This window comes from Mangrovibacillus sp. Mu-81 (assembly GCF_036867415.1).
Lineage (GTDB): Bacteria > Bacillota > Bacilli > Bacillales > Bacillaceae_B > Rossellomorea.
In genome coordinates this window covers 507,099-533,393 of record NZ_JBAJHU010000001.1, presented here as the reverse complement: position 1 = coordinate 533,393, position 26,295 = coordinate 507,099, and the positions used below count along the sequence as shown (strand labels likewise).

The 26,295-nt window shown below is 46.1% G+C and carries 24 protein-coding genes; 4 read left to right on the top strand and 20 right to left on the bottom strand.

What is annotated here, in order from left to right:
* Positions 1-73: 73 nt before the first annotated feature.
* The 9 genes from V6B33_RS02730 to V6B33_RS02690 form a co-directional block, all read right to left on the bottom strand.
* The gene (locus V6B33_RS02730; RefSeq protein ID WP_334216195.1) at positions 74-721 is read right to left on the bottom strand and encodes a pentapeptide repeat-containing protein; all 648 of its coding nucleotides are present in this window, start codon (positions 719-721) and stop codon (positions 74-76) included.
* 284 nt (positions 722-1,005) lie between these two features.
* Positions 1,006-2,799: an L-lactate permease gene (locus V6B33_RS02725; RefSeq protein WP_334216194.1), complete on the bottom strand. Its 1,794-nt coding sequence runs from the start codon at positions 2,797-2,799 to the stop codon at positions 1,006-1,008.
* 228 nt (positions 2,800-3,027) lie between these two features.
* Positions 3,028-3,810, bottom strand: a complete 783-nt coding sequence (locus V6B33_RS02720; RefSeq protein WP_334216193.1) for an IclR family transcriptional regulator — start codon at positions 3,808-3,810, stop codon at positions 3,028-3,030.
* 60 nt (positions 3,811-3,870) lie between these two features.
* Positions 3,871-4,650, bottom strand: a complete 780-nt coding sequence (locus V6B33_RS02715; protein ID WP_334216192.1) for a fumarylacetoacetate hydrolase family protein — start codon at positions 4,648-4,650, stop codon at positions 3,871-3,873.
* Positions 4,651-4,738: 88 nt separating this feature from the next.
* Entirely contained in the window at positions 4,739-6,919 is a 2,181-nt protein-coding gene (locus tag V6B33_RS02710; protein ID WP_334216191.1) for a malate synthase G, read from the bottom strand.
* A 246-nt stretch (positions 6,920-7,165) separates the two neighbouring features.
* The gene (locus V6B33_RS02705) at positions 7,166-8,632 is read right to left on the bottom strand and encodes an FAD-linked oxidase C-terminal domain-containing protein (RefSeq protein WP_334216419.1); all 1,467 of its coding nucleotides are present in this window, start codon (positions 8,630-8,632) and stop codon (positions 7,166-7,168) included.
* On the bottom strand, positions 8,632-9,984 hold the full coding sequence (locus V6B33_RS02700) for a (Fe-S)-binding protein (RefSeq protein WP_334216190.1): 1,353 nt from the start codon (positions 9,982-9,984) through the stop codon (positions 8,632-8,634). Before V6B33_RS02700 ends, V6B33_RS02705 begins: the two co-directional genes overlap by 1 nt.
* The gene (locus V6B33_RS02695; RefSeq protein WP_334216189.1) at positions 9,985-11,292 is read right to left on the bottom strand and encodes an FAD-binding oxidoreductase; all 1,308 of its coding nucleotides are present in this window, start codon (positions 11,290-11,292) and stop codon (positions 9,985-9,987) included. It abuts the gene before it with no gap.
* 622 nt (positions 11,293-11,914) lie between these two features.
* Positions 11,915-12,076 carry an aspartyl-phosphate phosphatase Spo0E family protein gene (locus V6B33_RS02690; protein WP_334216188.1) on the bottom strand — a complete coding sequence of 54 codons (162 nt, stop codon included), beginning with the start codon at positions 12,074-12,076 and terminating at the stop codon, positions 11,915-11,917.
* 239 nt (positions 12,077-12,315) lie between these two features.
* On the opposite strand from V6B33_RS02690, the gene V6B33_RS02685 reads away from it, so the two are divergent.
* Positions 12,316-13,110, top strand: coding sequence for a sporulation protein (locus V6B33_RS02685; RefSeq protein WP_334216187.1), 795 nt, complete (start codon positions 12,316-12,318; stop codon positions 13,108-13,110).
* 247 nt (positions 13,111-13,357) lie between these two features.
* On the opposite strand, the gene V6B33_RS02680 is transcribed toward V6B33_RS02685, so the two are convergent.
* Positions 13,358-14,521 (bottom strand): N-acetylmuramoyl-L-alanine amidase family protein, encoded by a 1,164-nt coding sequence (locus tag V6B33_RS02680; protein ID WP_334216186.1) that lies wholly within the window; start codon positions 14,519-14,521, stop codon positions 13,358-13,360.
* A 251-nt stretch (positions 14,522-14,772) separates the two neighbouring features.
* On the opposite strand from V6B33_RS02680, the gene V6B33_RS02675 reads away from it, so the two are divergent.
* Together V6B33_RS02675 and V6B33_RS02670 are read left to right on the top strand one after the other, a co-directional pair.
* Complete coding sequence (locus V6B33_RS02675; RefSeq protein ID WP_334216185.1) at positions 14,773-15,447, top strand: response regulator transcription factor; 675 nt, start codon at positions 14,773-14,775, stop codon at positions 15,445-15,447.
* Entirely contained in the window at positions 15,444-16,439 is a 996-nt protein-coding gene (locus V6B33_RS02670) for a sensor histidine kinase (RefSeq protein WP_334216184.1), read from the top strand. Before V6B33_RS02675 ends, V6B33_RS02670 begins: the two co-directional genes overlap by 4 nt.
* Positions 16,440-17,137: 698 nt before the next feature.
* Here V6B33_RS02670 and V6B33_RS02665 read toward each other — a convergent pair.
* The 8 genes from V6B33_RS02665 to V6B33_RS02630 form a co-directional block, all read right to left on the bottom strand.
* Positions 17,138-19,096, bottom strand: coding sequence for an ABC transporter permease (locus V6B33_RS02665; protein WP_334216183.1), 1,959 nt, complete (start codon positions 19,094-19,096; stop codon positions 17,138-17,140).
* Positions 19,093-19,839: an ABC transporter ATP-binding protein gene (locus V6B33_RS02660; RefSeq protein WP_334216182.1), complete on the bottom strand. Its 747-nt coding sequence runs from the start codon at positions 19,837-19,839 to the stop codon at positions 19,093-19,095. The genes V6B33_RS02665 and V6B33_RS02660 overlap by 4 nt, the downstream gene beginning before the upstream one ends.
* A 294-nt stretch (positions 19,840-20,133) precedes the next feature.
* Positions 20,134-20,499, bottom strand: a complete 366-nt coding sequence (locus V6B33_RS02655) for an NIPSNAP family protein (RefSeq protein ID WP_334216181.1) — start codon at positions 20,497-20,499, stop codon at positions 20,134-20,136.
* 74 nt (positions 20,500-20,573) lie between these two features.
* Positions 20,574-21,047 carry a GNAT family N-acetyltransferase gene (locus V6B33_RS02650; RefSeq protein ID WP_334216180.1) on the bottom strand — a complete coding sequence of 158 codons (474 nt, stop codon included), beginning with the start codon at positions 21,045-21,047 and terminating at the stop codon, positions 20,574-20,576.
* A gap of 55 nt (positions 21,048-21,102) precedes the next feature.
* On the bottom strand, positions 21,103-21,948 hold the full coding sequence (locus V6B33_RS02645) for a protein phosphatase 2C domain-containing protein (protein WP_334216179.1): 846 nt from the start codon (positions 21,946-21,948) through the stop codon (positions 21,103-21,105).
* Between the two features lie 71 nt (positions 21,949-22,019).
* Complete coding sequence (locus tag V6B33_RS02640) at positions 22,020-22,265, bottom strand: hypothetical protein (protein WP_334216178.1); 246 nt, start codon at positions 22,263-22,265, stop codon at positions 22,020-22,022.
* 178 nt (positions 22,266-22,443) lie between these two features.
* On the bottom strand, positions 22,444-23,202 hold the full coding sequence (locus V6B33_RS02635; RefSeq protein WP_334216177.1) for an AAA family ATPase: 759 nt from the start codon (positions 23,200-23,202) through the stop codon (positions 22,444-22,446).
* Positions 23,203-23,430: 228 nt separating this feature from the next.
* Positions 23,431-24,084 (bottom strand): 2OG-Fe(II) oxygenase, encoded by a 654-nt coding sequence (locus V6B33_RS02630; protein WP_334216176.1) that lies wholly within the window; start codon positions 24,082-24,084, stop codon positions 23,431-23,433.
* Positions 24,085-24,347: 263 nt separating this feature from the next.
* Between V6B33_RS02630 and V6B33_RS02625 the strand changes: the two genes are divergently transcribed.
* Complete coding sequence (locus V6B33_RS02625; protein WP_334216175.1) at positions 24,348-24,647, top strand: hypothetical protein; 300 nt, start codon at positions 24,348-24,350, stop codon at positions 24,645-24,647.
* Positions 24,648-24,689: 42 nt separating this feature from the next.
* Here the strand turns inward: V6B33_RS02625 and V6B33_RS02620 are convergent, their stop codons facing one another.
* Together V6B33_RS02620 and V6B33_RS02615 are read right to left on the bottom strand one after the other, a co-directional pair.
* The gene (locus V6B33_RS02620) at positions 24,690-25,415 is read right to left on the bottom strand and encodes a sulfite exporter TauE/SafE family protein (protein ID WP_334216174.1); all 726 of its coding nucleotides are present in this window, start codon (positions 25,413-25,415) and stop codon (positions 24,690-24,692) included.
* Positions 25,416-25,470: 55 nt separating this feature from the next.
* Positions 25,471-26,265, bottom strand: coding sequence for a class I SAM-dependent methyltransferase (locus V6B33_RS02615; RefSeq protein ID WP_334216173.1), 795 nt, complete (start codon positions 26,263-26,265; stop codon positions 25,471-25,473).
* Positions 26,266-26,295 lie beyond the last annotated feature (30 nt).

Sequence of the window (26,295 nt, the reverse complement as noted above, 5' to 3'; positions counted from 1 at the left end):
CTTTTTTAATAATGCCCGCCTCAACCTGCGCTTTGTGACGTACCTTGTCTCTTTTATAGTGCAGCCGGTATGCCTACTCCTTCACTCTCAACCCGAATAATGAAGCAAATGAAACCGCCTGCTGTGGCGAAACGATGCACCCTCTAAGATTTTCTGCTTCCACACGGATCCTCTCAAAGAAGCTCGAGCTGATATCGATTCCATTCAGGCTTGTCACGGTAAAATCGATGTCATTCAGATCACACTGGTCAAACGTTGCTTTTTCTAAACGGCAGTCATAGAAATTGGCAGTATGCAAAGTCGATTTCTCAAACAGCACCTGCTTTAATTTCGCATCTATGAAACTGCTGATGTTCAGGATGCAATTCTCAAACGTGACGTTTTTCAAATTTGCCTGTGTCAAATCAAGCCCGAGCAGCTTGCAGTCCTTGAAATGCACTCTATGTATGATGCCTTCTTCAAACCGGGTGTTGGATAAGTCGCAGTTATCAAACACTGCATCGGTGACATCCGCTCTTCTAAACGACGAGTTCAGAAGCCGCACTCCTTTAAATGAGACCCTCGACAATACAAGCTTGTCAAGCTCTTCCCCTTCTACAAACGCATGTTTGATCTCACAATCGCTCAACATGGGATCTTCATCAAAATAGACATCCTCAAATTGAGCCGGCTGCAAATCAGATTGGATCTTTGGCTTTTCTATTTTAAACGTTTTTGTCATAGTAGATCTCTTCCTTTCATGTTTCGTCAGGAACCTCTTTTCTAGTTTAGTGGATGCGAAATTTGAATATAAGTCTTTTAATCGGACGGGGAGTCTGCTACTCATCGGGAGTGATTTCTTGGAGTGGCTGAATTGCATGGATTGGGAGAGTGTTTCGCGGTATCGGAAAACGGTAATGGCTGCGGGACAATGCCCCTGTCCCCCCGTCCCGCAAAAAATCCACCGGCCCCTCATCCCGGCCGGTGGATTGATCGGTTTATTTATGTTGTAATAAGTTACGTGTGTTATCCCTGTTTCACTTTCGGCCCGCCGATGTTCTTTGTGACGAGCAGGCTGGTGCGCTTGTTGTTGGTTGCGATGACGTAGATCGCTGCCATCGCGATCAAAGCGGCGATGAATGTGCCGAGATTGAAGATTCCTTTCTGTGAGTACCAGACGATCGAATACCCGAGTGAACCTGCAAATAGTGCGTAGTAAGCAAATGGCAGCAAGGTTTTTCGGATGACTGCCCCTTCTTTTCCGACGAGCCCCACGACAGCTGAGGCAGCAACAACGTTATGGACGCAGATCATGTTCCCTGCTGCCCCGCCCACTGCCTGCAAGGCGACGATCCAGCTGGCGTCTACTCCCATTTGCGAACCGACATCATATTGGAAGAGTGAGAACATCATGTTGCTGACGGTGTTACTTCCGGCGATGAATGCACCGATTCCACCGATGAAGGTCGAGAAAAACGGCCAGTAGTCACCGGCAATCGCTGCGACGCCGTTCGCAAGTTCGATCGGCATCTTTTCAAAGCCTGCCGCTCCGCCACCGGTGTTCAGGAACACTTGAACCATCGGGACTGTAAAGACGAGTGCCGTCGAGGCTGCGATCATTGTTTTCCCTGATTGTGCCCACGCCCGCTTGTATGCGCTTCCATTCATTCCATGAATGAAGAATGTAATCACAGATACGGCGATGAAAATTGTGCCCGGTAAATACAGGGGCTGAAAGCTAGAGCTGATGTCCGTCCCGAACATATTGGAGAACGTAACGGTCCATGATTGCATCCACTCCAGGAATGGAAGCGATTTCAATCTTGTCAATACCAAGAACAGGCCGACCAGGATATAAGGGGTCCATGCGCGCACCATGCTCATGCTTCCGCTTTTATGCGCGATATCCTTGATTTCAAGCCTGCCGCTCCACTCTGAATCCCATTTGGACTTTTCTTCAAAATCCCATGCCTCTTCCTTCGGCGGCATCAGGAATCCTTTTTTCGCTGCTGTGATCACGATTGCAAGACCGACCAGGCCGCCGATCATGGACGGGAATTCCGGTCCGAGTACATTGGCGACGATCAGGTATGGTATGGTCATGGCAAAAGCTGCGAATAGAGCGAATTTCCACACTTTGATCCCTTCCGAGAAGGATTTATTTTTCCCGAAAAACCTTGTCATCAACGCCACCACGAATAACGGGACAAGTGTACCTGTCACCATATGGAGGAGTGCCACTTTCGTTCCGATATCCGTTACAAACGCCAGGAAATCGGTGGTGATGCCGGCATCGGCTGATAAGCCTGACTGAACACCTACCAGGATCGGCGTACCGACTGCCCCGAACGATACCGGTGTACTTTGGATCACCATACCTGCCACAACGGCGGCCATCGCAGGGAATCCAAGCCCGACTAATAGTGGCACCGCCACTGCTGCCGGCGTCCCGAATCCGGCTGACCCTTCAATGAATGAACCGAAAAGCCAGGCGATGATGATCACCTGAATCCGTCTGTCTGCCGAGATGTCCGTGAAACCTTGACGGATGGTCTTGATTCCGCCGCTCTCCTGCAGCGTGTTCAATAATAGAATTGCCCCGAAGATGATAAAAAGAAGCGTACCTGCCACAACCAGTCCATTTACGGACGCAGCAGCCACATTGGCTCCCGGTACTTTCCATACAAATAATGCAAGCCCGACTGCAATTATGTAGGAAATGGGCATTGCTTTACTTGCCGGCCATCTGAGGCCTACCAGGAAAATACCGACTGCCAGAATGGGTAAAAGAGAGAGAATTGCCAACACACCAGTACTCATGAAACGTTTCCCCTTTCAGTTTTGTAATAACAAACACTGTTTCTCAAAAACCGCATACTAAGCAACGCTGTCATACAACCCTTTAAACCTGGTGTTATAGTACATTACGAAATCCTATCTAAAATTATACATACATTCTGTCCTGTTTCAACAACTTTTTAGAAAATTTATAATATTTAAATAAAGAAGCTCTACTTTTCCTAAAAAGGAAAAAATAGAGCTTCTTTTTCACATGATTTGATTGGCATGAACATGCCCTAGACGCGCTGAGATCCGCTTAGCAATTTCGGGGATCCGAACTTTCAATTCATCCATCCGCTGACCAGACATCCGCATCGTCGGACCCGAGATGCTGACGGCGGCCACGACCTTCTCCAGATGATCAAAAATGGGGGCTGCGATACAGGTGATCCCGTACTCGTTCTCCTCAAGATCAAGCGCATAGCCCTTCTGCTTCACCGCAATCAATTCTTTCAAAAATCGATCTTTATCCGTAATCGTCTGATCGGTATGCATCGGCATCCCTTTACGATCCAGTATTTCGATGACATCATTCGCAGGCAGATGGGCGAGGATCGCTTTCCCGACAGAAGTACAGTGCATTGGCGCTCTCTTCCCGACCTTCGAATGCATCCTGAGCACTTCATTGCCTTCGAGCTTCTCAATATACACCACTTCGCCCTGATCAAACACAACGAGATGGATGACTTCATTCGTTTCCTCTTCCAACTCCAGCAAGAAAGGCTTCGCTTCCTCGCGCAGATCGATCGATTCCAATAGCTTCGAGCTGATTTCGAGAAACTTATATCCTAGCTTATAGCGCCCGGTGATTTTATCCTGTTCAATGAATCCATACTGGACAAGTGTTGATAAAATCCGGTAAACGGAGCTTTTATTGATGTCGATCTGATTCGCGATTTCCGTCACGCCCAAGCCGCCTTTTTTCAAGCTGATGAGCTGGATGATATCCAGTGCCCGGCTGACCGATTTGACCATGTTTTCTCTTTCCACAACCTTCACCTCTGCTGACAAACGTCTTGCTTTCCATTATATCACAATCGACCTCAGCGCTTACGAGACCCCGACGCTTTTCCCGGCAACCGCAAATGTATTTTTGAGCGTCCCTATTTCCTTTATTTCACATTCAATCACGTCCCCTGCCCCGACCATTTCAGCACCGACAGGACTTCCTGTTAAAATGACATCCCCCGGCTTCAAGGTCATCACCTTCGTCAGATAGGAAATCATCTCCCGGATCGGTACGATCATCAAGGAGGTCGGACTGTTCTGCTTTTCCTCTTCATTCAGCCTTGCTTCCACATTCACACGGAATGGATCCAGCTCGGTTTCGAGCACCGGTCCAAGTGGCGTGAAGGTATCGAATGACTTCCCGATCGTCCAGTGGCCGGCTTCATGGAAGAATTGCGGGGCGGTGACATCGTTCCCGACCGTGTAGCCGAACACGTAATCAAGGATCTCCTCTTCAGGCACATTCCTCGCTTCCTTCCCGATAACGACTGCCAATTCCGATTCGAATTTTACAGAATCGATATTCTCCGGGATTACGATTGTTTCTTCCGGACCGACAACCGATGAAACCGGCTTGAAGAAAAATACGGGAATATCCGGCAATGAATCTGGCAGATCTTCCGGTTTCGCTGCAAAATTCGCGCCTATTCCGATGATCTGATTGGGCTCGAGCGGGGCGAGGAGCTTTACCTGTTCCATTTCGTAAACATGCCCTGTATATTCCCAATCCGAAAACATGTCCCCCGTGATTTGTTTGATGCTGCTTCCTTCGAGTACTCCTGCGTTTACTTCATTCCCTGACTGGAATTGAATGAATTTCATTTGTGTCGATCTCCTTTCGGTGGTTTTTTGACTAAGTATGTTTACAAAACAGGGCATTCCAGAAAACAGAATGCCCCATCACACTGTTCTATGACTGTTTCACCTCATACTTCTCTTTCGCTTCGATCCGTCTGCGGTGCAGGATCGGTTCTGTATAGCCGTTCGGCTGGTCGTATCCTTTGAAGACCAGGTCGCAGGTGGCTTGGAAGGCTACAGATTGATCGAAGCCGGCGGCCATTGGGCGATAATCCGGATCGCCGGCGTTTTGTTCGTCCACGACTCCCGCCATCCGTTTCAATGTTTCCATCACTTGCTCCTCCGTGCAGATGCCGTGATGCAGCCAGTTGGCCATATGCTGACTGGAGATGCGCAGTGTGGCGCGGTCTTCCATCAGGCCGACGTTGTTGATGTCGGGAACCTTCGAGCAGCCTACGCCATGTTCAACCCAACGGACGACATAACCAAGGATCCCCTGAGCGTTATTGTCGAGCTCCTGTTGGATTTCTTCAGCGGACCAATCTGGAGAGTCCGCCACCGGTATCGTCAGGATGTCATCACGAAGACCTCCATCTGATTGCACCAGCCCATCCTGGACATCAGGTACGAACACTTCATGATAATGGAGCGCGTGGAGCGTCGCCGCAGTCGGGGACGGCACCCAGGCAGTGTTTGCGCCAGCTTTTAGGTGGCCGATTTTCTGCACCATCATTTCGGCCATCATATCAGGCATCGCCCACATCCCTTTACCGATTTGGGCACGCCCCTGGAAACCGGCGGCAAGTCCGGCCTGGACATTCGATTTTTCATAGCCCTGCAGCCATTTCGTTGCCTTCATATCATTTTTCCGGATCATTGGTCCAGCTTCCATTGAAGTGTGCATTTCATCCCCTGTGCGGTCGAGGAACCCGGTATTGATGAATACAATCCGTTCCTTTACCTTGCTGATGCAGTTCTTCAGGTTCAGCGTGGTCCGGCGTTCTTCATCCATGACCCCGATCTTCAGCGTGTTACGATCTAAGTCAAGCAGATCCTCCACACGGTCGAACAGTTCATTGGCATAAGCCACCTCTTCTGAGCCGTGCATCTTTGGTTTCACAATGTAAACGGACCCTTTTGATGTATTTTGATAGCTTCCCGTCCCGCGCAGGGTGTGCTTCGCGATTAAGCTCGTCATCACGGTGTCAAGGATCCCTTCATGCACCTCGCCGCCGTCCTCATCCAGGACCGCGCTGTTCGTCATGAGATGACCGACATTGCGAACGAACATAAGCGAGCGGCCTGACAGCGTGAGATCCTTTCCGTCTGGAGCCGTATACGTCCGGTCGGAATTCAGCGTCCGCGTCATCGTCTTGCCCGCTTTTTCAAAAACAGCCGCAAGATCCCCTTTCATGAGCCCCAGCCAGTTGCGGTACACAAGTACTTTATCTTCAGCGTCGACGGCGGCTACCGAATCTTCACAGTCCATGATCGTCGTGACCGCTGACTCGAGTACAATATCCTTCACATTGGCATCATCCGACGACCCGATCGGATGCTTATCGTCAAATTGGATTTCAATGTGGAGTCGGTTGTTCTTCAACAGGACCGCTGAAGGACTGTCCGCATCTCCTTGAAAACCCGCAAACTTTGATTCATCTTCTAATCCGGCTGTCCTTCCATTCGATAACGTTACGGCTAAAGTGCCGTCAACGACCTCATACTTCAACGCCTGTTTATGGGAAGCGCCTTTCAATGGCACAGCTTGATCCAGGAAGTTCCTGCCAAAGTCGATGACCTTTTCGCCGCGGACAGGATTGTATGCGCCTTGACGGGTGGCGCCGTCATCTTCACCAATTGCGTCAGTCCCGTAAAGGGCATCGTACAAACTCCCCCACCGTGCGTTTGCTGCATTGATCGCATACCGTGCATTGTTCACGGGTACGACCAGCTGCGGGCCCGCCTGGAGCGCCACTTCCCCGTCGACATTTTCAGTTGCCACCTTGAAATCCTCTACTTCCGCCTCGAGGTACCCGATCTCTTCAAGAAACGCTTTATAGCTGGTGAAATCGAATTCTTTGTTCTCTTTATGCCAACCGTTGAGTTTATCCTGGATTTCATCACGGCGGTATAACAGTGCTTTGTTTTTAGGTGTAAGATCCTTGACGAGCACTCCGAATTCAGACCAGAATGTTTCACTTTCGAGTCCTGTACCTGGAAGGACTTCAGAGTTAATAAATTCATATAGCAGCTGATCTACCTGTAAGGATCCTGCGTGGACATAGTTACTCATTATTCGATTCCTCCTATTGTTTATGTCGGCTTCTTAATAAACTTTTGTTTGTTATTAAGAAACACCGTTTCACATTTAATAAAATAATAATACCACGTTCACAAAAGCCATTCAATCAATTTTCAAATAATTCCGCCTTTTCATCAGATGCAAGATGATCAGCTGGTTCCGACGAAAAAATGGACATTCCTTTTACTTATGGCCCGCCAATCCAATCTGTAAAAATTGGCCGCTGATTCTATCAATCTAAGACCCAACCACTTCCTGCTGCGCCTTCAACTCCTTCTTGATCTCCACGCACCGGCCGGGACTCGGGAACAGTTTGCCGGCGTTCAGTAGATTGTGAGGGTTAAAGACTTCACGGATGTTGCTTTGGGCGATGATTTCATCGTCGTTGAAAACGAATCGCATCTCTTCCTTCTTCTCGATGCCGACGCCGTGTTCACCCGTGATGGATCCGCCTGCGTCTGCGCATGCCTTCAAGCATTCGCTTCCGGCTTTCAATGCCTTATCCGTTTCGCCTGGAATCCTTGCGTCGAATAGCACAAGCGGATGCAGGTTCCCATCCCCTGCGTGAAAGATATTGGCGATCCGCAACTTGTATTCTGCACTGATGTCGTTGATCCTCTTTAACACTTCCGGAAGCCGGCTCCGCGGAATGACGCCGTCTTGGACGAGATAGTCAGGGGAGATCGCTCCCATCGCACCGAAACCTGTCTTCCGGTTTGCCCACCATCTGCCTCTTTCAAGCTCATCCCGAGCAACCTTCACTTCCCGGACGTTCCTCGCCCTGCACACGTCCAGAATTTGCTGGATCTGCTCCTCAATGCCTGCCGATATCCCGTCCACTTCAATCAGCAGCAGGGCTTCAATATCCTTTGGATGGCCCACCGGGAAGGCGGCTGCCTCGACCCCTTCGATTGCAATTTTGTCCATCATTTCAAGCGCTGCGGGCACGATTCCTTTGGAGATGATATCGGAAACGGCCTGACTGCCATCTTCCACTCGATCAAAATAAGCAAGGACCGTCTGTTTCGCTTCGGGATTTTTCAGGATGCGCACGGTGATCTTCGTGACGATTCCGATCGTCCCTTCCGATCCGGTCATTAGGCCGAGCAAATCATAGCCCGGGGCATCCGGAATCCCGTTATGACCGATTTCGATGATATCCCCGTTCGGCAGTACGACCTCCAGTCCGAGAATGTGATTGGTGGTGACGCCGTATTTCAAACAATGTGCGCCGCCGGCATTCTCCGCCACATTTCCGCCGATCGTACAGCAGTACTGGCTGGAAGGATCCGGGGCGTAATAATAGCCCTTATCTGAAATCGAGTTTGTCAGCTTTAGATTCACGAATCCCGGTTCGACGACTGCACGGCGGTTTTCGAGATCGACACTCAGCAGCCGTTTCATCCTGACGAGGCTGATGATGACTTCCCCGTTGATCGGGATTGCACCCCCGGACAGACCGGTTCCGGCACCCCTTGCCAGGAATGGTAGTCCATTATCGGAACAGTATTTCACGAGCGCAGCCACTTCCGCCGTGTCCTTCGGGAACACGACCGCTTTTGGAAGATGCTTATGAAGAGTGAAGCCATCGCAGTCATAGGCAATCAGATCCTCCTTGTGATACAGGATGCTGTTCGGTCCGCTGACAAGTCCCGCAAGACCTTTAATATGCGGATCCTTCGTCTTCAGCTTTTTCAGTGCCATCATTTCCTCTCCCTTTCCCCATCCTCTTTTTGATAAGCCCAGTCAAGGAGCTGGACGGTATGGACGACCTGTTGGTTCTTGCCGTACTTCTGGACTCCCATCGCCATTTGCAGCATGCAGCCCGGATTCCCCATCGTAATCATCTCGACATCCTCAGGAACGTTCTCCATCTTGCTCTCCAGCACTGCGCCTGCCATTTCTGGATTGGTGATATTGTAGATGCCTGCGCTCCCGCAGCAGCGGTCCGAGTTCGCCATATGGACCATCTCGACTCCAGGAATATTGAGGAGAAGGTCGCGCGGCTCCTGGCGTACACCCTGCCCATGCGCCAAATGGCAGGCATCATGATACGTAATTCGCGTGTTCATCTCTGCCTTTGGCTTTTCATAGCCGGTATCGTGAAGATATTTGGCGATGTCGACGACTTTTCCGGAAAATTCCTCCGCCTTCGCCCTCCATAAGGGATCTTCATGAAACAGTTCAGGATAATCCTTCATCATGCAGCCGCAGCCCGCGGCATTCACAATCACCTTGTCACTATCCTTGAACGCTTCGATATTCTGCTTGGCAAGCTTCCTGCCCATCTCCCGGTCGCCGGAGTGAACATGCAAAGCGCCGCAGCACGTCTGATTTTTCGGGATGACGACATCATTTCCATTTCTCGTCAGGACGTTGATTGTCGCGTCATTGATTTCCCCAAACATCACATCCATCACGCAGCCCGTCAGCATAGAAACTTCGTGCTTCGTTTCCCCATTCGCTTTGATGACGTCTTCATTCTTGTATTTTTGCCGGACCGATCGTTTGATCTCGGGCATGATCGCTTCCATTTCGACGAGATGCTTCGGCATCACGTTAATGAGGCCGGTCTTCCTGACAAGCGTTTGTGCACCGCTCTTCTGGTAAAATTTCAGCATTCCTCCCAGCGCATTCAACCTGTTCGGATGCGGGAATAACCCCTCAAGAAATGTCTTGCTGACCACCCCTTTCCAGCCTTTGAGAGGCATGGCCTGGCGGATTTGACCACGTGCTTCCTCTATCAATCCCCCCACATCGACATCGGCCGGGCATGCGGTCGTACAGGCACGGCAATCGAGGCACGCGTATACGGGGTCCATAAATTGCTCATTCACTTCAAGCTTTCCTTCCGCCACCGACTTGATCAGATGCACGCGTCCGCGCGGCGAATGCTGTTCCTGACCCGTCAGTTCATACGTTGGGCATGATTCGAGGCACATCCCGCAGTGGACGCAGTCAGCCCACTTATTCTCATCCGGTTTGTCACTCCAAAGATAGTTGCTTAAGCTCGTGTCAGAACAGGGAGGCGTTTTCGTCAGTTCTTTTACACTCACCTAGATCCCTCCTACAAATCGTTTATGGTTCAATACTGAATTTGGGTCCACTTTTGTTTTGATTCCCTGGAGTAAGTAGAAATAGGACGGGGCTTCCCCCCACACCTTGATTTGCTGGCGCTCTGAGAACGGCAGGCTTTTGACAATGACATAGCCTCCTCGTTCGATGACTGCTGCCCTCAATTCATGAATGGCTGAAAGAACGTCTTCGCTGGCTCCAGTCATATGAACGGAACAAAGTCCGTGGCCAAGTCCGCCATTCGCTTCTATCCCGACCCGGTGACTGTCTCCAAGATTTTCACATTCTTTCAATACATGAAGTACATCAAGATTGACGACACCGATTTTCAAAATGGCTCTCACTTCAGTACTCTCATGCAAGTCTGACCCAAGTTGGGAAAAGTCATCCCAGAATTGCTGAGCTTTATCCCCTTCATAAATCGAAAGCTGACTCCGCTCCGGCTTCATCCTTTGCATCCTTTCTTCCTGATAGCGTACCGAGCTTTCCACATCCTCAAAGCTCATCGCGACTGTATACTGGTTTCCACCGGTCCATTTTTCAGACAGCTCCGGGTTCAGCAGTTCAAGTGATGTCGGCTCCAGTGTTGAATCGAGAATCTCGGTCACAAAGGAGCGGATTTCTGCTTCCTCATCCTTTGGAAAAGATACGAAGACAAGGCTCTCGCATTTTGGAATCGGACGAAGCTTGAGTGTCACTTCCGTCAGCACGCCGAGTGTCCCCATCGAACCGATGAACAGCTTGTTCATATCGTAACCGGCGACATTCTTCACAACCTTCCCGCCTGAACGAATGATCGTTCCATCCGGGTAAACGATGCGGAGGCCGATGACATTGTCGCGGGCAGACCCGTAACCGAGCCTCTTGGGACCGCTTTCATTCGCAGCAATAATTCCACCTATGGTCGCCTCGTCCGGCCAGGCCGGGTCAAGTGCGATCTTCTGTCCATGCTGCGCAAGATACGTTTGAAGCTCCTTGAAGGTCGTTCCCGCTCTCACGGTCATCGTCAAATCACCCGTTGCATGTTCGACCACACCTTTATATCCGGCCATCGACACGATGAGGTCCGCTGATTCAACGACACCGCCGAATCCCTTCTTCGTCCCGCCGCCTTCCACGATCACTTTTTTTCCATTATTATTCGCATAGGTTAATAGCGATGCAATTTCCTCTTCTGTTTCCGGATACACAATGAAATCGCCACCATTGCCGAAGCGGTCAACCTTCCCCACTTTGATCCGTTCTTCGGGTACAGCATTCTTCAACTCTGTCACAAGCTCAGTCAGCATCTTACACACCCCTTGTTCCGTAATAAGAAACACCGTTTCAAAAAAAGAGTAAAAAAAGGAACGCCTTATGGTTGGATAAGAACGTTATTAATGAGCACCTTTTCACTATAATCCAATGGTGTTTAGTATGATTCTATTTAAACACCATTAATTTGAAAATTCAATAAGTTTTTTGAATTTAATCAACATTCTAAAAACAATAATCGGAAGGTTTCAGCCAAACGGAAGAGCCCCCGACGAACAGAAATACGTTTCAGAAAGTTTGTGAGAAATTGAAATTGAGAAATAAAAAAGTGCTGAACATGGTTCCCGTTCAACACAGTCTACTCACATTATAATAATTATCGATTATTTCTCATTTAATAGTAATAAAGGGCAGTCATGACAAGCGTCTCTTATACCTGTAAAGGTGGCGATGACCCTTTCCGAGATATCACTGCCATTTGAGACGGAGATTTCTATGTTTACGTTCCTTTCCGTCTTGCTGCAAGTACGAGCTATCCGATAAATTTCGCATAAGATAAAGATTCCCCCTTTGTGCTCATTAGGGGTATACCCTATACAGAAATACGTAAACCATATTTCATAATTTGTTTTACACAAAATTACTACCAATCTCCTATCAGTTTTTTATACCGGTATGCTGCACCTTAATAATCAGCTTGTCCAGCTTTTCACTGAAACTGACCGTCTCGGGATGTGACAATCCTTTGGAAATCCCGACATGGATCATTTTCGTTTTGAGATGGTCAATTTCTTTAATGATGGGTTGTTCATTGATCATATTCTTCGCTCCTCGTTCTTACTTACCATTAATACGATTTATCTATTGTATCTCCAAAACCCTGCATATTTAAAGAGGTTCGATAAAACAAGACATTTTATTACAAAAAATTTCAAGAATCGAAATAATCAGTTGTGTCCCCCCTCCATATTTCATCCTAAAGCATCATTCCTTCGTTCCTGCTATTACCAACCGCCCCATTTGTGCTACGATGGGGATAGAAGAAGGGGGATGAATTCATGTCAATGTTCAATAAAGTGATCGCCAGTATCGGAATCGGTTCGGCTAAGGTGGATACGAAGCTGAAGAGTGCCTACATTCAACAGGGTGAGATGCTTGAGGGAATCGTAGAGGTGAAGGGTGGAAACACGGATCAACGGATAGAATCCATCAATCTTAAACTATTGACGATTTACGGCCATGAGGGCGGCGACCGATTATCACCTGCCACGGTTGAAATGCAGCAGCTGAATGAACCTTTCACGATTTCCAAAGGTGAAATGAAGACAATTCCATTCTCATTCCAAGTGCCGCTCGATACCCCGATCACGATGGTGGACCCTCAAACGCAGAAGAATGTTCCACCGGTTTGGATGGAAACGGGCATCGATATCCGGAATGCAGTCGATCCGAAAGACAGAGACTATGTTTCAGTCGAGCCGAGTACCGTTCATGAAAATATCATTGATGCCATCAAGGTCATCGGCTTTAAATTCAGGCAGATGGAGAGCCAGAACACCCCTGCCTGGATCAAGACGAAGCGTCCATTTGTGCAGCAATATGAATTCATCCCTTCCTACGGAAAATACAGCCGGAAGCTGGACGAACTTGAAGTTTACATCCTTCAAGGCGACCATGAAACGACAGTCTACTTCGAAATCGACAAGCGAAGCAAAGGTTCCATGGCAGCTATGAAGGAAAGACTAAACCTAGACGAACACAGAGGACACGTCACTCTCGACAATCAGCAGATTCTCATTAACAGAAGCAGAGTCAGCGACACATTCGAACAGATCATCGACGACGTCCTGTAACAATTGAAGGCCCGTCGCAGGGTGCGTTAATGCGTTAACGCACCCTGCGACGGGCCTCAATTTATTTGGCTGCCAGTTTCGTTTCAGACTTAATCTTGTCGAAAAGAAGGTTATTCTTTCTAAAATAAGGAATATTATCGCCGAATTCTGTACTATTTTGCCGGATTCACCTATATTCTTGCCGAAACCGTAAATAATTCAGATTTTAACAAAATATCCCATAAAGTGAAAATCTATTAATCTCTGGCTAATATGCTTTGTACCTTCCATATTCACCGGTTACGTAAGCTCTTTTTCCATTGTAGATGACTTCCCAGTAGCCTGAGCTGCTGTTCTTTCCCCTGACGGATCCGGTAACCGGAATCGTCTGACCCTTCGAAATGGTTCCGAGGTCTTTCGAAGTCAGCCGGTCGGGACGGTCCTGGATGATGGCTGCTTTCGCTACTCCCATGATCCTGATTTCCCCGATGGCAACCGGTCCTGGGGATGAACCCGGGTTCGACGGCGCGGACGATCCACCGCCGGATTTCCCCTCCACCTTCACAAATTGCGGAGCTGCCGTGACATAATACACGTGCCCCCGCGAGTTTTTGACCTCATACATATAAGCTCCTTCGACCCTCAACTTACGCAGAATCGCAGGAAACCCATATTGGTACTTCAATGTTCCAGCACGGTAAGCATCATTGAAAGTCGGCCGGCTGTAAAAATCCAGCCCATCAGCACCTCTGTAGATACTTTCCACCCGCTTCCCGATATAATCCGTCGGCACATCAGTCTCAGGAGGAGGGACACCTCCCCCTCCATTTCCGGCATCCACATACGAAACACTGAAGAAGTCACAGACTCCTCGTGCCTGCTCTTTCGCAGCTTCACGCTGGAAGTCTTCATTAATCATCAGCAATGCTTCTTTTTCATTATCCATAAACCCATTCTCCACAAGCACAGCAGCTTTATTGAACTCCCTCGTCATATGAAGATTTTGCTCAATGATGCCGCGATACACTTGCTTTGTCCCCTGCTTCAAGTATTTCGCAATACTTTCAGCAAGCCTTCTGTCATTCACATCGTTAAAATAAATATGAAGTGAATGACCCTCGGGATCTTTCCCCGCACCATCAAATTTTCCATCGAACGCATTAAAATGGTTCGAAACCAAAGCATCTGCCCCCATCGAGTTCGCCAGATCAGTCCGGTCCTTCAGAGGAGTATCCCCATCCGTCGGAGCCGTCAAGACCGTTCTGAACCCGCACCTTTCCAGTTCCGCTTTCAAAAAGAAGGTCACCTTCTCATTGAACTCATTCTCACGGATCTGCCTCCCAATAGATGGGATATAAGGCGTGCGCTTCCCGGCTGTACCGATTCCATGACCGTCGTCCAACGCTATCAAATAATCACTAGCTTTTGCCATTAAATCTATCACCCCTTCTACTAGTAAAATATTCATAACTTGTACAAAAGGTCACGGCAGTGCAAAAATAGAAACAAAGGGGACAGGTACATTGGTCATTTAAACCAGTGAACCTGTCCCCTTTGTCTTTTTCTATCCTGAACTCTACCACCTTCTTAAAACTAACTATCAACACTGCGATCCACTTCCATAACCGGAAAAAGATTGTGCTAAAATAAGCTTAATACACTTTACGATTAATGAGGGATTACATGTATAGAATAATGATCGTTGAAGACGAGGAAAAAATTAGAAGGATTGTCGCTGATTCTTTGAAGAAATGGCAGTATGATGTGGTAGATGTGACCAGATTTGATCAGGTGTTACGAGAGTTTGAGCAGAAAGAACCGCATCTTGTTCTTCTGGATATCAATCTTCCGGTTTTTGATGGATACTATTGGTGCCAGCAAATACGCTCGATTTCAAAGGTCCCGATTATATTCCTTTCATCAAGAAATGAGAATATGGATATCATCATGGCCATCAATATGGGCGGGGATGATTTTATCCAAAAGCCATTTGACCTGGACATTCTTGTAGCTAAGATCAGTGCGCTTATCCGTCGGAAATATACGTATCAGGAAGACGAGACGATCAAGTTCATCCACAGGGGCCTCCATTTGAATGTGACCAATTCAACCATTGAACACAAAGGGAAAGTCACGGAGTTAAGCAGGAATGAATTCATCCTTTTGCAGCTGATGATGAGGAATATCGGTAAAATCGTATCGCGTGAGGATTTAATGCAGGCTCTGTGGAGTGATGAACAGTTCATCGATGATAATACGCTTACCGTGAACGTAAACCGAATGCGGAGGAAGATCTCTGAGCTTGGTCTTGATCATTTCATTTCCACCAGGAAAGGAATGGGGTATTTAATCGAATGACCTTCCTTCGCTATCTTACGTATGAAAAGCCTTATATTTATGTTTATCTGGCCGGTTTCCTGATCACATCCGCTGTTTTTTTCACCGATAGCAATGATGAATTGGGATGGGGGACATTCGTATATGGATTCGTTCTATCTTTCATTGTATTGATCGGATTTTTATTGTTTCGTTACCAGCAGCATGCAAGAGTGATCAGACAAATGAATCGCGAGGAATATGAAAGCTTGTCACTGGAAGGAGAATTTGCCCGGCAATACATCGAGGAACTGAAAACGAAGCACATCCGTGAAATGAATCTGGTAGGGGAAAGGCAGAATGAACATTATGACTTTATCGTTTCCTGGTTCCATGAAATCAAAACACCGATTGCGGTACTCCGCTTGCTGCAGCAAACCGATATGAACGCAGACAGTTTAGGGGAAGAGATCACGAAGATTGAAAATTACGTTGATCAAGCTCTCTATTACGCGAAACTCGACAGCTTTCATCAAGATTATGAGATTCAAGTATGTGATTCTATCCAGATATCCAAGAATATCGTTAAGTCGCATTCGAAGACCTTTTTATCAAAAAAAATCCGCATCCACTTCCAAACAGACATAATGATGGTTCAAAGCGATGCTAAATGGCTGCACTTCATCATCAATCAAATCTTGACGAACAGCTTAAAATATACGGAACCTGGCGGGGAGATCACAATCTCAGCATTTGAGTCCCAGCAGGAAAAACAGCTTATCATTCAAGACAACGGGATCGGCATCTCCCAGAAAGACCTGCCGCGAATTTTCAATCGGGGATTTACCGGTGAAACCGGACGGACGCATTCAAAGTCGACTGGAATGGGTCTGTATTTGGCACAGCAGTTATCGAATAAACTCGGTCACTATGTTACCTGTACATCGGCGGCCGGCACACATAGTCGATTTATCATTCATTTCCCTCAGGATATCGACCCCTATCTACTACTGCAAAAAACACACGACGAGTAACTTAACGGGTTCGGATTTCGAATACAAAAAATGAATTAGCACACCAATTAGCAGTCCTATTCGCAACTGAATTAGACTGCTTCTTTTTGTTGATATATATTGGTGTTAAAAAAAATACGGTAAATCCGCCCTTAAATTCGAACCCCTTTTAGCATGGTGTCATAAGTTTTTGTCATTAAAATTCACATGCTAATTGTTATACCAATTGGTGTGCTACGAATGCTAATTAACTAGCAGGGGGTGGGTGTTGATTTTTAGAGGCAGATAAATGAAGCAGACATTTTTTTCATCCTTCATTGTGAGTAACCTCTGAATGTTTAAATAAGGGGATTTTTTTTCGTTATCCTGCAGAATAGGGCTAGGTTCGTGGGATATAAGGTGAGTTTTTCCCGTTAAGGCAAAGTAGAATGGTCCATTTTCATGCTTTTGGAGTAAATAGGGGGATTTTTTCCATCTATTTACTCTGTTTTTCGTGATATTTCCTCAATAAGAGGAGTTTCTCCCCTTATTTTAGTAGCTTATTTTCTGGATATTCTTGTAGATTTGGAAATCGCTGACCAGTGCTTATCTTGGGATAAAAAAATGCTTGGAGCATATGTCTCCAAGCATTTTTCTTTTTAATTTTTGTGCGGATTACTATACGAAAAGCAATGTTAATTCATATTTTGTACTTCAAAACAGAACCACTTACGAGTAACTCATCGTGTGTTTTTTTCGTTGATGATTCTATAGTAAATGGATGTTGAAGATACATAAAAGATTATATACGTTGCCACATAAAGCCCCATCACTGAAAGAATAATCGTCGTTAAGGCAGGTAAATCCTTTACCAGCAGTATGACGGAATAATATAAGAGAAACCAGCTGTGCAATAACCCGATGATAAGAGGAGGTAAAAACACGAACAAAAGCTGTTTGCGTATGTTTCTTTTGATTTCGGCATCGCCGACACCAATTTTCCTCAGAATGGCATAGTGTTCCCGCTCTTCAGTAGCTTCCCTCAGCTGTTTAAAGTAAATGACACTAACCAGAGCAAACAAGGCAATGACTGCAAAGAATGCCACGGAGAACAATATTAACGAGGACGACTCTGTATCAATGGAATACATATCCACATAGGCTGAATAATACGGTTCGTCTGACTTCATCACGATATCGTATATCTTTCGTGAAAGATCATTGGATGTTTTCGGATCTTCAATTTGATAGATTTCGAACGTAGACAGCTTGTGATGCTCCTTTAATGACTCAAATGCTTCATCTGAAATGATGAGGACAGAAGGCTGCAGGTCGGAATGACCGCCTGGACTCGTCGGGACACTAAGCAGCGGGTATCGTTTTTTCTCGATCACCCGAAATGTAATGTCCTCCAGAACGATAATCTCCGGGTGAGGACGCTCATACTTTATCGGATCATCTATCCCCCTTGTTAATACAATCGCTTCTTCCCCTTCCAAGTCTACTTTCTCTCCCACTTCCCGCAAATCGACAATCGCATTTAATTGTGATTCAGGAAACAAGTAAAACTCCTCTGTATAATAATCGGGATAACTTAAAAATGTTTCTCTATCAGGGATTTTCCCTGTTTTAATTCCAGTAATGGTTTCATGCCCTATAATGGGATGTGATTCATTCATGAGATGTTCGATGCGTTCTTGCGTTTCATCGTCTTGAGTAGAAAAAGCAACATGATTCGGAAATTCTTTTTTTACAACATTCGCTTTCACGGCGTAATCTACAGCAATAAATCCGACTGCAAATATGACGACTGCACTGATCAGTGAATTGAACGTAAAGTTCATTGTGTTTCCCCTTATTGAAAATCGCAGGGAAGAAATCCATAACATGTTTGTTCCATTCAAGTAACGTTTGCTTTGACTCATCTTTTGTAAAACCCATCCGGAAAATTGGCGAAAAATTAAGTACGTTCCTCCAATCAATGCCACACTAGTCGCAGTTAAGGTTTCGTTAAAATGATCTTTCCATATATTTGTATCCCCCGCTGAGGTAATCGTATAGTATGATGCTGTAATCAGAAGGACGGCCAATATAGCTAAAGGCATGGAGAACGTAAATGGTTTATCCCTTTTTTCCTTTGCATGAAACAATTCGACCAGCTGCACACGGCGGACGCTGAAATAACTTTGAATCGTAATAATGACGATTAATAAACCGAATAACAGAATGGTGGAGACGATTGCTTCTATCGGAAAGGCAAAAGTTATTTCGTCATCGTAGCGCATTAAATTCATTAAGACCTTACCGAAAAACTTCGACAGCAGCCCTCCGATTATGATCCCGCTTGATACAGATATGGTGCTTAGAAATACTGTTTCATAAAATACCATCGCGGCAACTTGCCGTTCCTTCATCCCGTAGAGCAGATACATTCCAAACTCTTTTTTCCGCTGCTTCATAAAGAAGGAGTTAGCGTACAAAATGAAAAACACGATGAACAAGAATACGATGATCGAGGCAATGGAAATGACCATCTTGTAGTTCTCTTTATTATGAATGGCTGCAACTACGTCTTCATTAAACATCAACCCGGAAAACGTAAAGTAAATGACTACCCCTGTCAGCATTGAAATGAAGTATATCGTGTACAACCGGAAGTTCCGCTTCATATTCCTCCATGATAAATCCACGAGGTTCATCGCTGGTCACCACCGATTGCACTTTGAATCGTCAGGATCCGGTCAAAGAATTCTTTTTCCGTTTGTTCTCCTTTGAACATTTCATTCACAATTTTTCCATCACGGAGAAAAATCACGCGCCTGCAGTAGCTTGCTGCATAGGGATCATGTGTAATCATCAGAACCGATGTGCCGAATGTTTTATTAAGCAATTGAATCTGCTCCAGGAGCTGGGTGGCGGACCGGGAATCAAGAGCCCCCGTCGGCTCATCGGCAAACACGATCGCCGGATTGGTAATGATGGCCCGGGCTGCAGCCGTTCGCTGCTTTTGCCCCCCTGAAATTTCAGAAGGATATTGGGGTAAAATCGATTCAATATTCAACGCTTCAACCAATTTCCCTAACCGTTCCTCCATTTGCAGAACTGGGGTTTTTTGCATGGCGAGCGGAAGCAGGATATTTTCCTTCACAGTCAGTGTCTCCAGCAGGTTGTAATCTTGAAAAATAAACCCCATCCGCTTTTGCCGGAACTCCCGCAATGCCTTCCGCTTTAAATCCAACAGCGATTTACCTTCGATCAAGACGTCGCCGCCGGTAAAGTTGTCAATCGTCGAGAGTGCGTTCATTAAAGTCGTTTTCCCGGATCCGGACGGTCCCATCACCGCCGTGAATTCCCCCTCTTCAATGGTCAAGTCAATATTCTTTAACACTTGTGTTTTCCCGTATGATTTCGATAAATTCTTTGTCTCTATTACCCTGGTCATGTTTTTCAACCTCCTTCACCAACAAACTATACACACTATTTTCTGCATCAACCATCGATTTAACAACACCCAAAGTGACATTATTGTCATGTTCGTTATGGGATCCCCTGTTGCTTGCTATTTCAATTAGAAAAACCCTGTCACTCGTTCAACAGGATTTTTCAGTAAGCTTTCTCTAATGAAATTTTCAAACAATCAATTCAATGTATGACTCCATCTTCTTGCCAAATGCGGCATGCCCATCCGAGTCCGAACAGTATTAAATCGAGGAAGATGATTTTATTTTATTATTCCTTAATCCTTGGTTGATAGTTTCGCTTTTTCATTTACAACCGTTGATTCTAAGAAATCTTGATCAATTTTGAAAAAAACCTCTTTGAGATTATCTCTTCCTCCCATTTTTGCAAACCAATCCTGGACCCGTTTCATATGTGATTCATCACTTCTGACTTTCTCTTCGATTCTTTCGTATTCTTCATGGCTGTCGTATTCCCAAATCGCGAAAATCTCTGCTGCATCGCCTTCATGTGTGGTCACCCACCTGCCAACTAATCTAGCTCCATACTTCAGCTGGGTTGGTAATAGAGTTTGATTGAAGTGCCTATTGAATTCTTCTATTATACTTGGTGCCACTTTGTACATTTTTCTGCGATAAATCATCGGTTACCCTCCTCCATATGTTTCTTCTTTTGATTGCATTCTTGTTGATGGGTACATTGGTTTATCTAAAGAAGTTATCCTTTTCTTCCAGTTCTCCGATGACCGCTTTTCCGAGCCTCGATATATCCATAATATGAGCACGTCCCGTTTTCGGATAAGTCTCTTACTTCAAACCCGCATTTTTCATAAAAAGGGAAATTGTCTGCTGATGTATGGGCAAACCAATCACCATGAGGAAGCTTCTGGACACAGAGTTCCACCAGCTTTTGACCGATGCCTTGTCCCCTGTATCGGGAAGACACATTGAGGTCCATGATATTCGCTGCCATGATTTGATCGGATATCCCCCTGACCATCCCGATCATATGCTCCTGATCCCAGACCGTGAAAGCCCAGGTAGAATTATTAAAGATCAATGTGAATTTCTCTTTCTGCCAATCCGGAGTGTCCCGGACCCACCCCGCATCTTTGAACAAAGCTTCTACTTGATCAGCAGGAATGCCTACCGTTCCTTCCCGTATGATCAGGCCGTTGAAATATTGGTACATTTTAATTTCTCCTTCCACCCCGAGACAAAATCTCTTCCCCCAATCCGTTCATCATTTATAATTCAATCACAATCCCAGCCTTATCATCACTCTTCTTAAACCTCGGGTACTTGATACATTCCGGATCCGATTCCTCGAGAGCAATCAAGTCCTTTGTGTATTGGTCCAGCCCTTTTTCAAGGATGCTCGCAGCGACGTGATTCCAATAAGGAATTCCATCCGGAACTTTTTCTGCTGGCAGGAACAGTCCGTCAGTCAGCATGATGAGACGGCTTAATCCAACTTTGTTAATCTTCCCATATTCGAAATAGTCGCTTGCCTCAGGTTCACCGTTGAGGACGCCGTACCCATTCACTGTATTGCTTTGCTGCCTATTGGCGATCAGCTGTTCTTTCACATGGGGCATGATTTCTGCTTTTGTTTTCAATCCCTCTAGGATGCACTGCTTCCATTTTTCTATCGCAGCCTCCTCCAGGTGTTCGACCTGCAGTCTGGTTAATGGTCTTACTTCACCATTTTGATAGACTGCAAGGATCATGCAGTCCCCGGTCTGGATGTATTCGATCCCGTTTTCCGTTATTTTTACCGCTGCGAGGGCGGTTCCCCAAAGCTGCTCTTTCCTGCTGCGGTCAATCTCGTATTCTTTCATTTTCGTATATAAAATCCTATTTATATTTGAAACTTCACTGAACAGATCAAGTCCCGACGACATATGCGACTCCAGATGGTCTTTGGCAGTATCTGACGCGATGAAGCCCCCTGTAAGGTTCTCTTCTGATGTGAAAGGCACCAGGGATGACACTCCGTCTGCGACACCGTACAAGGATTGTTTTTCATTGATGATTAGAGCATCTTCGTTAAGCCTTCCATCACCTTTGATAATATAGTGGTTAAGTTTCATGCTATCCCCGCCTTTTTCAAAACATTCATCCTCTGCCGGGACAAAGTACCTGTCCCTCTGTCCCGTTCTCCTTACCCGCCAATGCCTTTGGCAAGCAGCAGAAAAAATGCAAAGACCAGCACTGCACCGTTCAATAAAGTGCCTGTGATCGCAGGTATCCACTTTTTCGAGAAAAGCGCAAAAATGATTCCTAAGATTGATAGCCCGCCAAATGTGTAGACTGCCAGAGTCAAATCGGCTTCAGGTCCTCTCATGACAAAGAAAAATGCCACGCTTAGAATCACCATTAATAATGACAAAATTCCAGCTTTGTTCATTGTGTCCCCTCCAATCATAATTTTATTTACACTTCCAATTATTTCAAATCGTGCAGGTCATCTCAATCCTTTTTCGTATTTTCCTTGTTATTTTGAGCATTCTAATGAAGATTTATTGAGCAGGAAGCTTTTTTCGACAGTAACACCTGTGATTTTGCCTTTTTAACTATCTGCTTCTTTACTCTCTAAACAAATGGACAAGCAGCCGTTCCCGATCTTCGAAAAATTGCTTCATGATCGCGTAATGGCCGGTATCCTCCAACCTAGATTCAATCATTCCGGATTCCGACAACTCAATGATCTTTGCGTGCGGATAGGCCATAAGGATCGGGGAATGGGTGGAGATGATGAATTGGGAACCCTGATTGATCAGTTCATTTATCCTGGAGAGCATCGACAGTTGGCGGAGCGGTGACAATGCGGCCTCAGGTTCATCGAGTATGTACAGTCCCTGCCCCCGGAAGCGCTCGGTGAATGCAGCAAAGAACGATTCGCCATGCGATTGTTCATGGAGCGACTTACCTCCAAACGAGTCAATGACCTTTGGGGCACTTGAAGGCTCACTGTCCATTTCTTCTATATTGGATGCCACATTATAGAACGTTTCGGCGCGGAAGAAGAAGCTGTCCTTTGCACGTTCAGCACCCTTCACAAGCCGGAGATAAGTGTGCAGATTCGAGTGGGAATCATAGCTTGAGAAGTTAAAATTCAACGTGCCCCCTTCAGGATTGAACCCGAGAGCGATCGCTATCCCTTCAAGAAGGGTCGACTTTCCCATGCCGTTCTCGCCAATGATATAGGTAACATTAGGATGGAAAGTCAGTTCCCTGAAATTCTTCATGACAGGGAGGCTGAACGGAAATTGCTTATAAGAGGGGATGCGGTCTTCTTTAAGAGAGATTTCACGTATATACTGTGTATCCCTTGATAATTTCATTGATTGATCATTCCTTTCAAATAAGGTTGAACTTTTACAACTATTCTATGTGATTCCACTGTTACTTCCAACCCGCATCCATTCATCTAATAGGTTTCACACGTTAATCTACGGGCTTTCCCAATTAATCTATGAGTTTTGCTCATTTTTCATTTTATGATGTAATCTTCACTTCTCCATATAATACGATCAAAAAAAGCTCTCCCCTATATAGGAAGAGCTCCCTGCTTATCTATAAACCTTCCTTCTCATCCACTGCGTCGCAGCCCATTTGTCTCCAGCTGTGACGGGGGCTCCGCCATGCAGGGTGAGTTCGTTCAGTTCTTCGTTGTCGTAGAAGTATTCGAAGTATACAGCCATCCCTTTTTGCGGTGAGACCGAGAAGTTCAGTTTGGGGAAGTAGGTTTCGCCGCCTTCTTCCACGTCATTGAGGTACATGACGAGGGTACTGATCCTCGGATTGTTGACCGGTTTGTGTGATGCCGACCGGAAGAAGTCAAAGTGCGCTTTATATTCCTGACCGATTTTGTAGTTCAGGACTTGCAGGCCTTCGCCGTGTTCGACTGGGATGTTCATGATTTGCGACACCCTTTTTTCAATTTTCGCGACCAAGTCGTTTTCAGCTTCCTCAAAGAACATGCTGCTGCTTGTTCTGAGGTCATCCACGTTGCGGGTGTTACCGATTTTCGAACGGTTCATGCGGTCCCTTGACAGCTGGATGAGCGCTTCGCATTCCTCATCACTCAGCACATTTGCCAAAATGGCGATGCACGGTTCTTCCAATCTGGCAACGATGCGAATCACTCGATCATCTATTTTGATTGTATTTCCGGAATGATGAAAAATACTTTGTTCCTTAACAGTCATTTCATTCGTTTCCATTGTCAATTTTCCCTCAACCTCTTCTAATTTATTTAATATTCCGAATACTTGACGAAAACCTCGCATCCGGCAGGCAGTATAAACGGCAGCAATAACAGTAAAGGAGCATCAATATGAAGTTTTCCGGTTTCCCCCCAGATGACAATTTGTATTTATTTTACACCGAGCCTCTGAAAAAAAGAAGTGTTATTTCATCCTGCTATGGACATATTTTCTACTAAACTTGGTACAATAGTTTTTAGAAGAATAGGAGGTAGAGAAGATTGAACATACACTTAATGATCTTTGTTTCTTCCATCAATGAACCCGAAAAAAGCGCAGCGATGATGAAGACCTATGAATCTTTCATTCGACCGGTAAAAGGGGACATCCTTGATGACCCCGGCTTTCATCCTGATTTCCACAATGGATATGAAGTGGTGAAAGTCACCTTGAACTATGGAGAAGGAGACTGCTGGGTTTCGTTGTCGCCACTCGCGATCGAGGTCCAGGATATCGAAATCGAAGCCTATTTAGAAAACCTCGAGGCACATGGTTGGCGTGCCGTGGCACCAGAAGAATAATGAAAAGCAAACGTCCTTCATTTTACGATGAAGGACGTTTGCTTAGAAAAAGATGCTCTCAATCAAGAGGTATACCCCTGTAAAACTTAACAGTACATAGGTGAAAATCGTGAAGATCCGCTGATTGATCCAATGGAAGAGGACCTGGCCGATCAACAGGCCGAAAATGACGATTGGGATTGCTTTAAGACTTGATTCCCATATAATCCTGTTTGTCCCCGTGAACATCAGTTGGGTTCCCAAACTGATAAGGTAGATGAATAGATAGAACGCCAAAGTCGTCGCACGCAAGACGTCTTTCTTCGTACCGGTCCCTGCAAAATACAGCAATAACGGCGGACCGGGCATTCCAATGCTCGTCGTCAGTACCCCGGATACCCCGCCGATCAGGTAGTCACGGAATGGCGTCCGTTTGATCCTAAGGTTGAACACAAGCAGCACTGTCAGGACTAGCAGCATGATGCTGACTACTATCTTAAAGGTGGTAAGGTCATCGATGGTCATAAAGACGAATAGACCGATCGGGACACCAGCCAGACTTCCCTTGATGAATTTCTTCATTAATACGTAATCGACGGCTTTCCTGATTTTCCAGATGAGCGTTAGTGAAATCAGCAATGATAGGATGAGATTGATCTGAATGGCTTCGTTCGGCTGAAACAGCAGGAGTAGAAACGGTGTCGCCATGATCGAGAAGCCGAATCCTGTACTCGTCTGCAGAATCGACGCGATGAAAATGATGCACATAAAGATGAATAAATCCGTCAAAATGGAAACCTCCTGTTTTGTTCATCTTTATTTTATCATTAAAAGGTTCAAATCCTCATCCCTTGACCCCGGCGAGAACCGTTAAGCTCATCGTCTCATTAAACACTCCTCTCGCCTCAACTTCCAGCAAGGCATTTTCCACTTCCCGTTCAAAGGTTTCTAAATTCCCTTTGATGAATCGCCGGGCTCCATAGGAGGTAGAATACAAGTTTCCGAGAATCGATTCGAGATTCCAAGTGATCTTATAGGACGGAAACCGGTGCACTTCCACTTCGAATTTGGAGCTTGTGAGCACTTCTTTATGGCTCTTGCCCGGGTGTGCATACGTCGTGTCTCCCGCTCTTCGCTCGTCCCCGTACCACTTCTTGACAACTTCATTCAGTCTAATTTGCCACTTTTCCAGCTTTTTATCCGGTTCGTAATTATCGATGATCGCCACTCCCCCTTCATCGTCCACCATGTTATACAGTTCTTCCAGGATCTGCGGCCGGTCCATCCAGTGGAATGCCTTGGCGATCGTGACGAGTTTGAAATGCTTATCTTGCCCCGCTTTATATTGCTCCAGCGTGCCCTGATACCAATGAATATTTCCTGCCCTTACCTCCCTGTGAATCCTTTGAGCTTCTTCAATCATTTCATGCTCTACATCGATCCCGACAATCTCTTCGAACCAATCGGAAAACCTGAGGGTGAGCTGACCTGTGCCGCATCCTAAATCGAGCATCCTTCCCTGCCCATTTAAGGCGAAGCGATCGATGAGGAACCTCACAAGGAATGGAGGATAGATCGGTCTGTATTTTGAAAAATAGCCTGCCGTACCTTCGAATAGTCCAGTGCCGTAGTTTGGCATTGGTTGTCCTCCTTGTTTATTTTTATCTCT

Coding starts and splice junctions, on each gene's coding strand:
- V6B33_RS02670 (WP_334216184.1), top strand. CDS start 15,444: ATGACCTTCCTTCGCTATCTTACGTATGAAAAGCCTTATATTTATGTT.
- V6B33_RS02705 (WP_334216419.1), bottom strand. CDS start 8,632: ATGGCACTGAAAAAGCTGAAGACGAAGGATCCGCATATTAAAGGTCTT.
- V6B33_RS02635 (WP_334216177.1), bottom strand. CDS start 23,202: ATGAAATTATCAAGGGATACACAGTATATACGTGAAATCTCTCTTAAA.
- V6B33_RS02665 (WP_334216183.1), bottom strand. CDS start 19,096: ATGAACCTCGTGGATTTATCATGGAGGAATATGAAGCGGAACTTCCGG.
- V6B33_RS02645 (WP_334216179.1), bottom strand. CDS start 21,948: ATGAAACTTAACCACTATATTATCAAAGGTGATGGAAGGCTTAACGAA.
- V6B33_RS02680 (WP_334216186.1), bottom strand. CDS start 14,521: ATGGCAAAAGCTAGTGATTATTTGATAGCGTTGGACGACGGTCATGGA.
- V6B33_RS02630 (WP_334216176.1), bottom strand. CDS start 24,084: ATGGAAACGAATGAAATGACTGTTAAGGAACAAAGTATTTTTCATCAT.
- V6B33_RS02650 (WP_334216180.1), bottom strand. CDS start 21,047: ATGTACCAATATTTCAACGGCCTGATCATACGGGAAGGAACGGTAGGC.
- V6B33_RS02655 (WP_334216181.1), bottom strand. CDS start 20,499: ATGATTTATCGCAGAAAAATGTACAAAGTGGCACCAAGTATAATAGAA.
- V6B33_RS02685 (WP_334216187.1), top strand. CDS start 12,316: ATGTCAATGTTCAATAAAGTGATCGCCAGTATCGGAATCGGTTCGGCT.
- V6B33_RS02695 (WP_334216189.1), bottom strand. CDS start 11,292: ATGCTGACTGAGCTTGTGACAGAGTTGAAGAATGCTGTACCCGAAGAA.
- V6B33_RS02710 (WP_334216191.1), bottom strand. CDS start 6,919: ATGAGTAACTATGTCCACGCAGGATCCTTACAGGTAGATCAGCTGCTA.
- V6B33_RS02690 (WP_334216188.1), bottom strand. CDS start 12,076: ATGATCAATGAACAACCCATCATTAAAGAAATTGACCATCTCAAAACG.
- V6B33_RS02715 (WP_334216192.1), bottom strand. CDS start 4,650: ATGAAATTCATTCAATTCCAGTCAGGGAATGAAGTAAACGCAGGAGTA.
- V6B33_RS02675 (WP_334216185.1), top strand. CDS start 14,773: ATGTATAGAATAATGATCGTTGAAGACGAGGAAAAAATTAGAAGGATT.
- V6B33_RS02615 (WP_334216173.1), bottom strand. CDS start 26,265: ATGCCAAACTACGGCACTGGACTATTCGAAGGTACGGCAGGCTATTTT.
- V6B33_RS02660 (WP_334216182.1), bottom strand. CDS start 19,839: ATGACCAGGGTAATAGAGACAAAGAATTTATCGAAATCATACGGGAAA.
- V6B33_RS02725 (WP_334216194.1), bottom strand. CDS start 2,799: ATGAGTACTGGTGTGTTGGCAATTCTCTCTCTTTTACCCATTCTGGCA.
- V6B33_RS02730 (WP_334216195.1), bottom strand. CDS start 721: ATGACAAAAACGTTTAAAATAGAAAAGCCAAAGATCCAATCTGATTTG.
- V6B33_RS02640 (WP_334216178.1), bottom strand. CDS start 22,265: ATGAACAAAGCTGGAATTTTGTCATTATTAATGGTGATTCTAAGCGTG.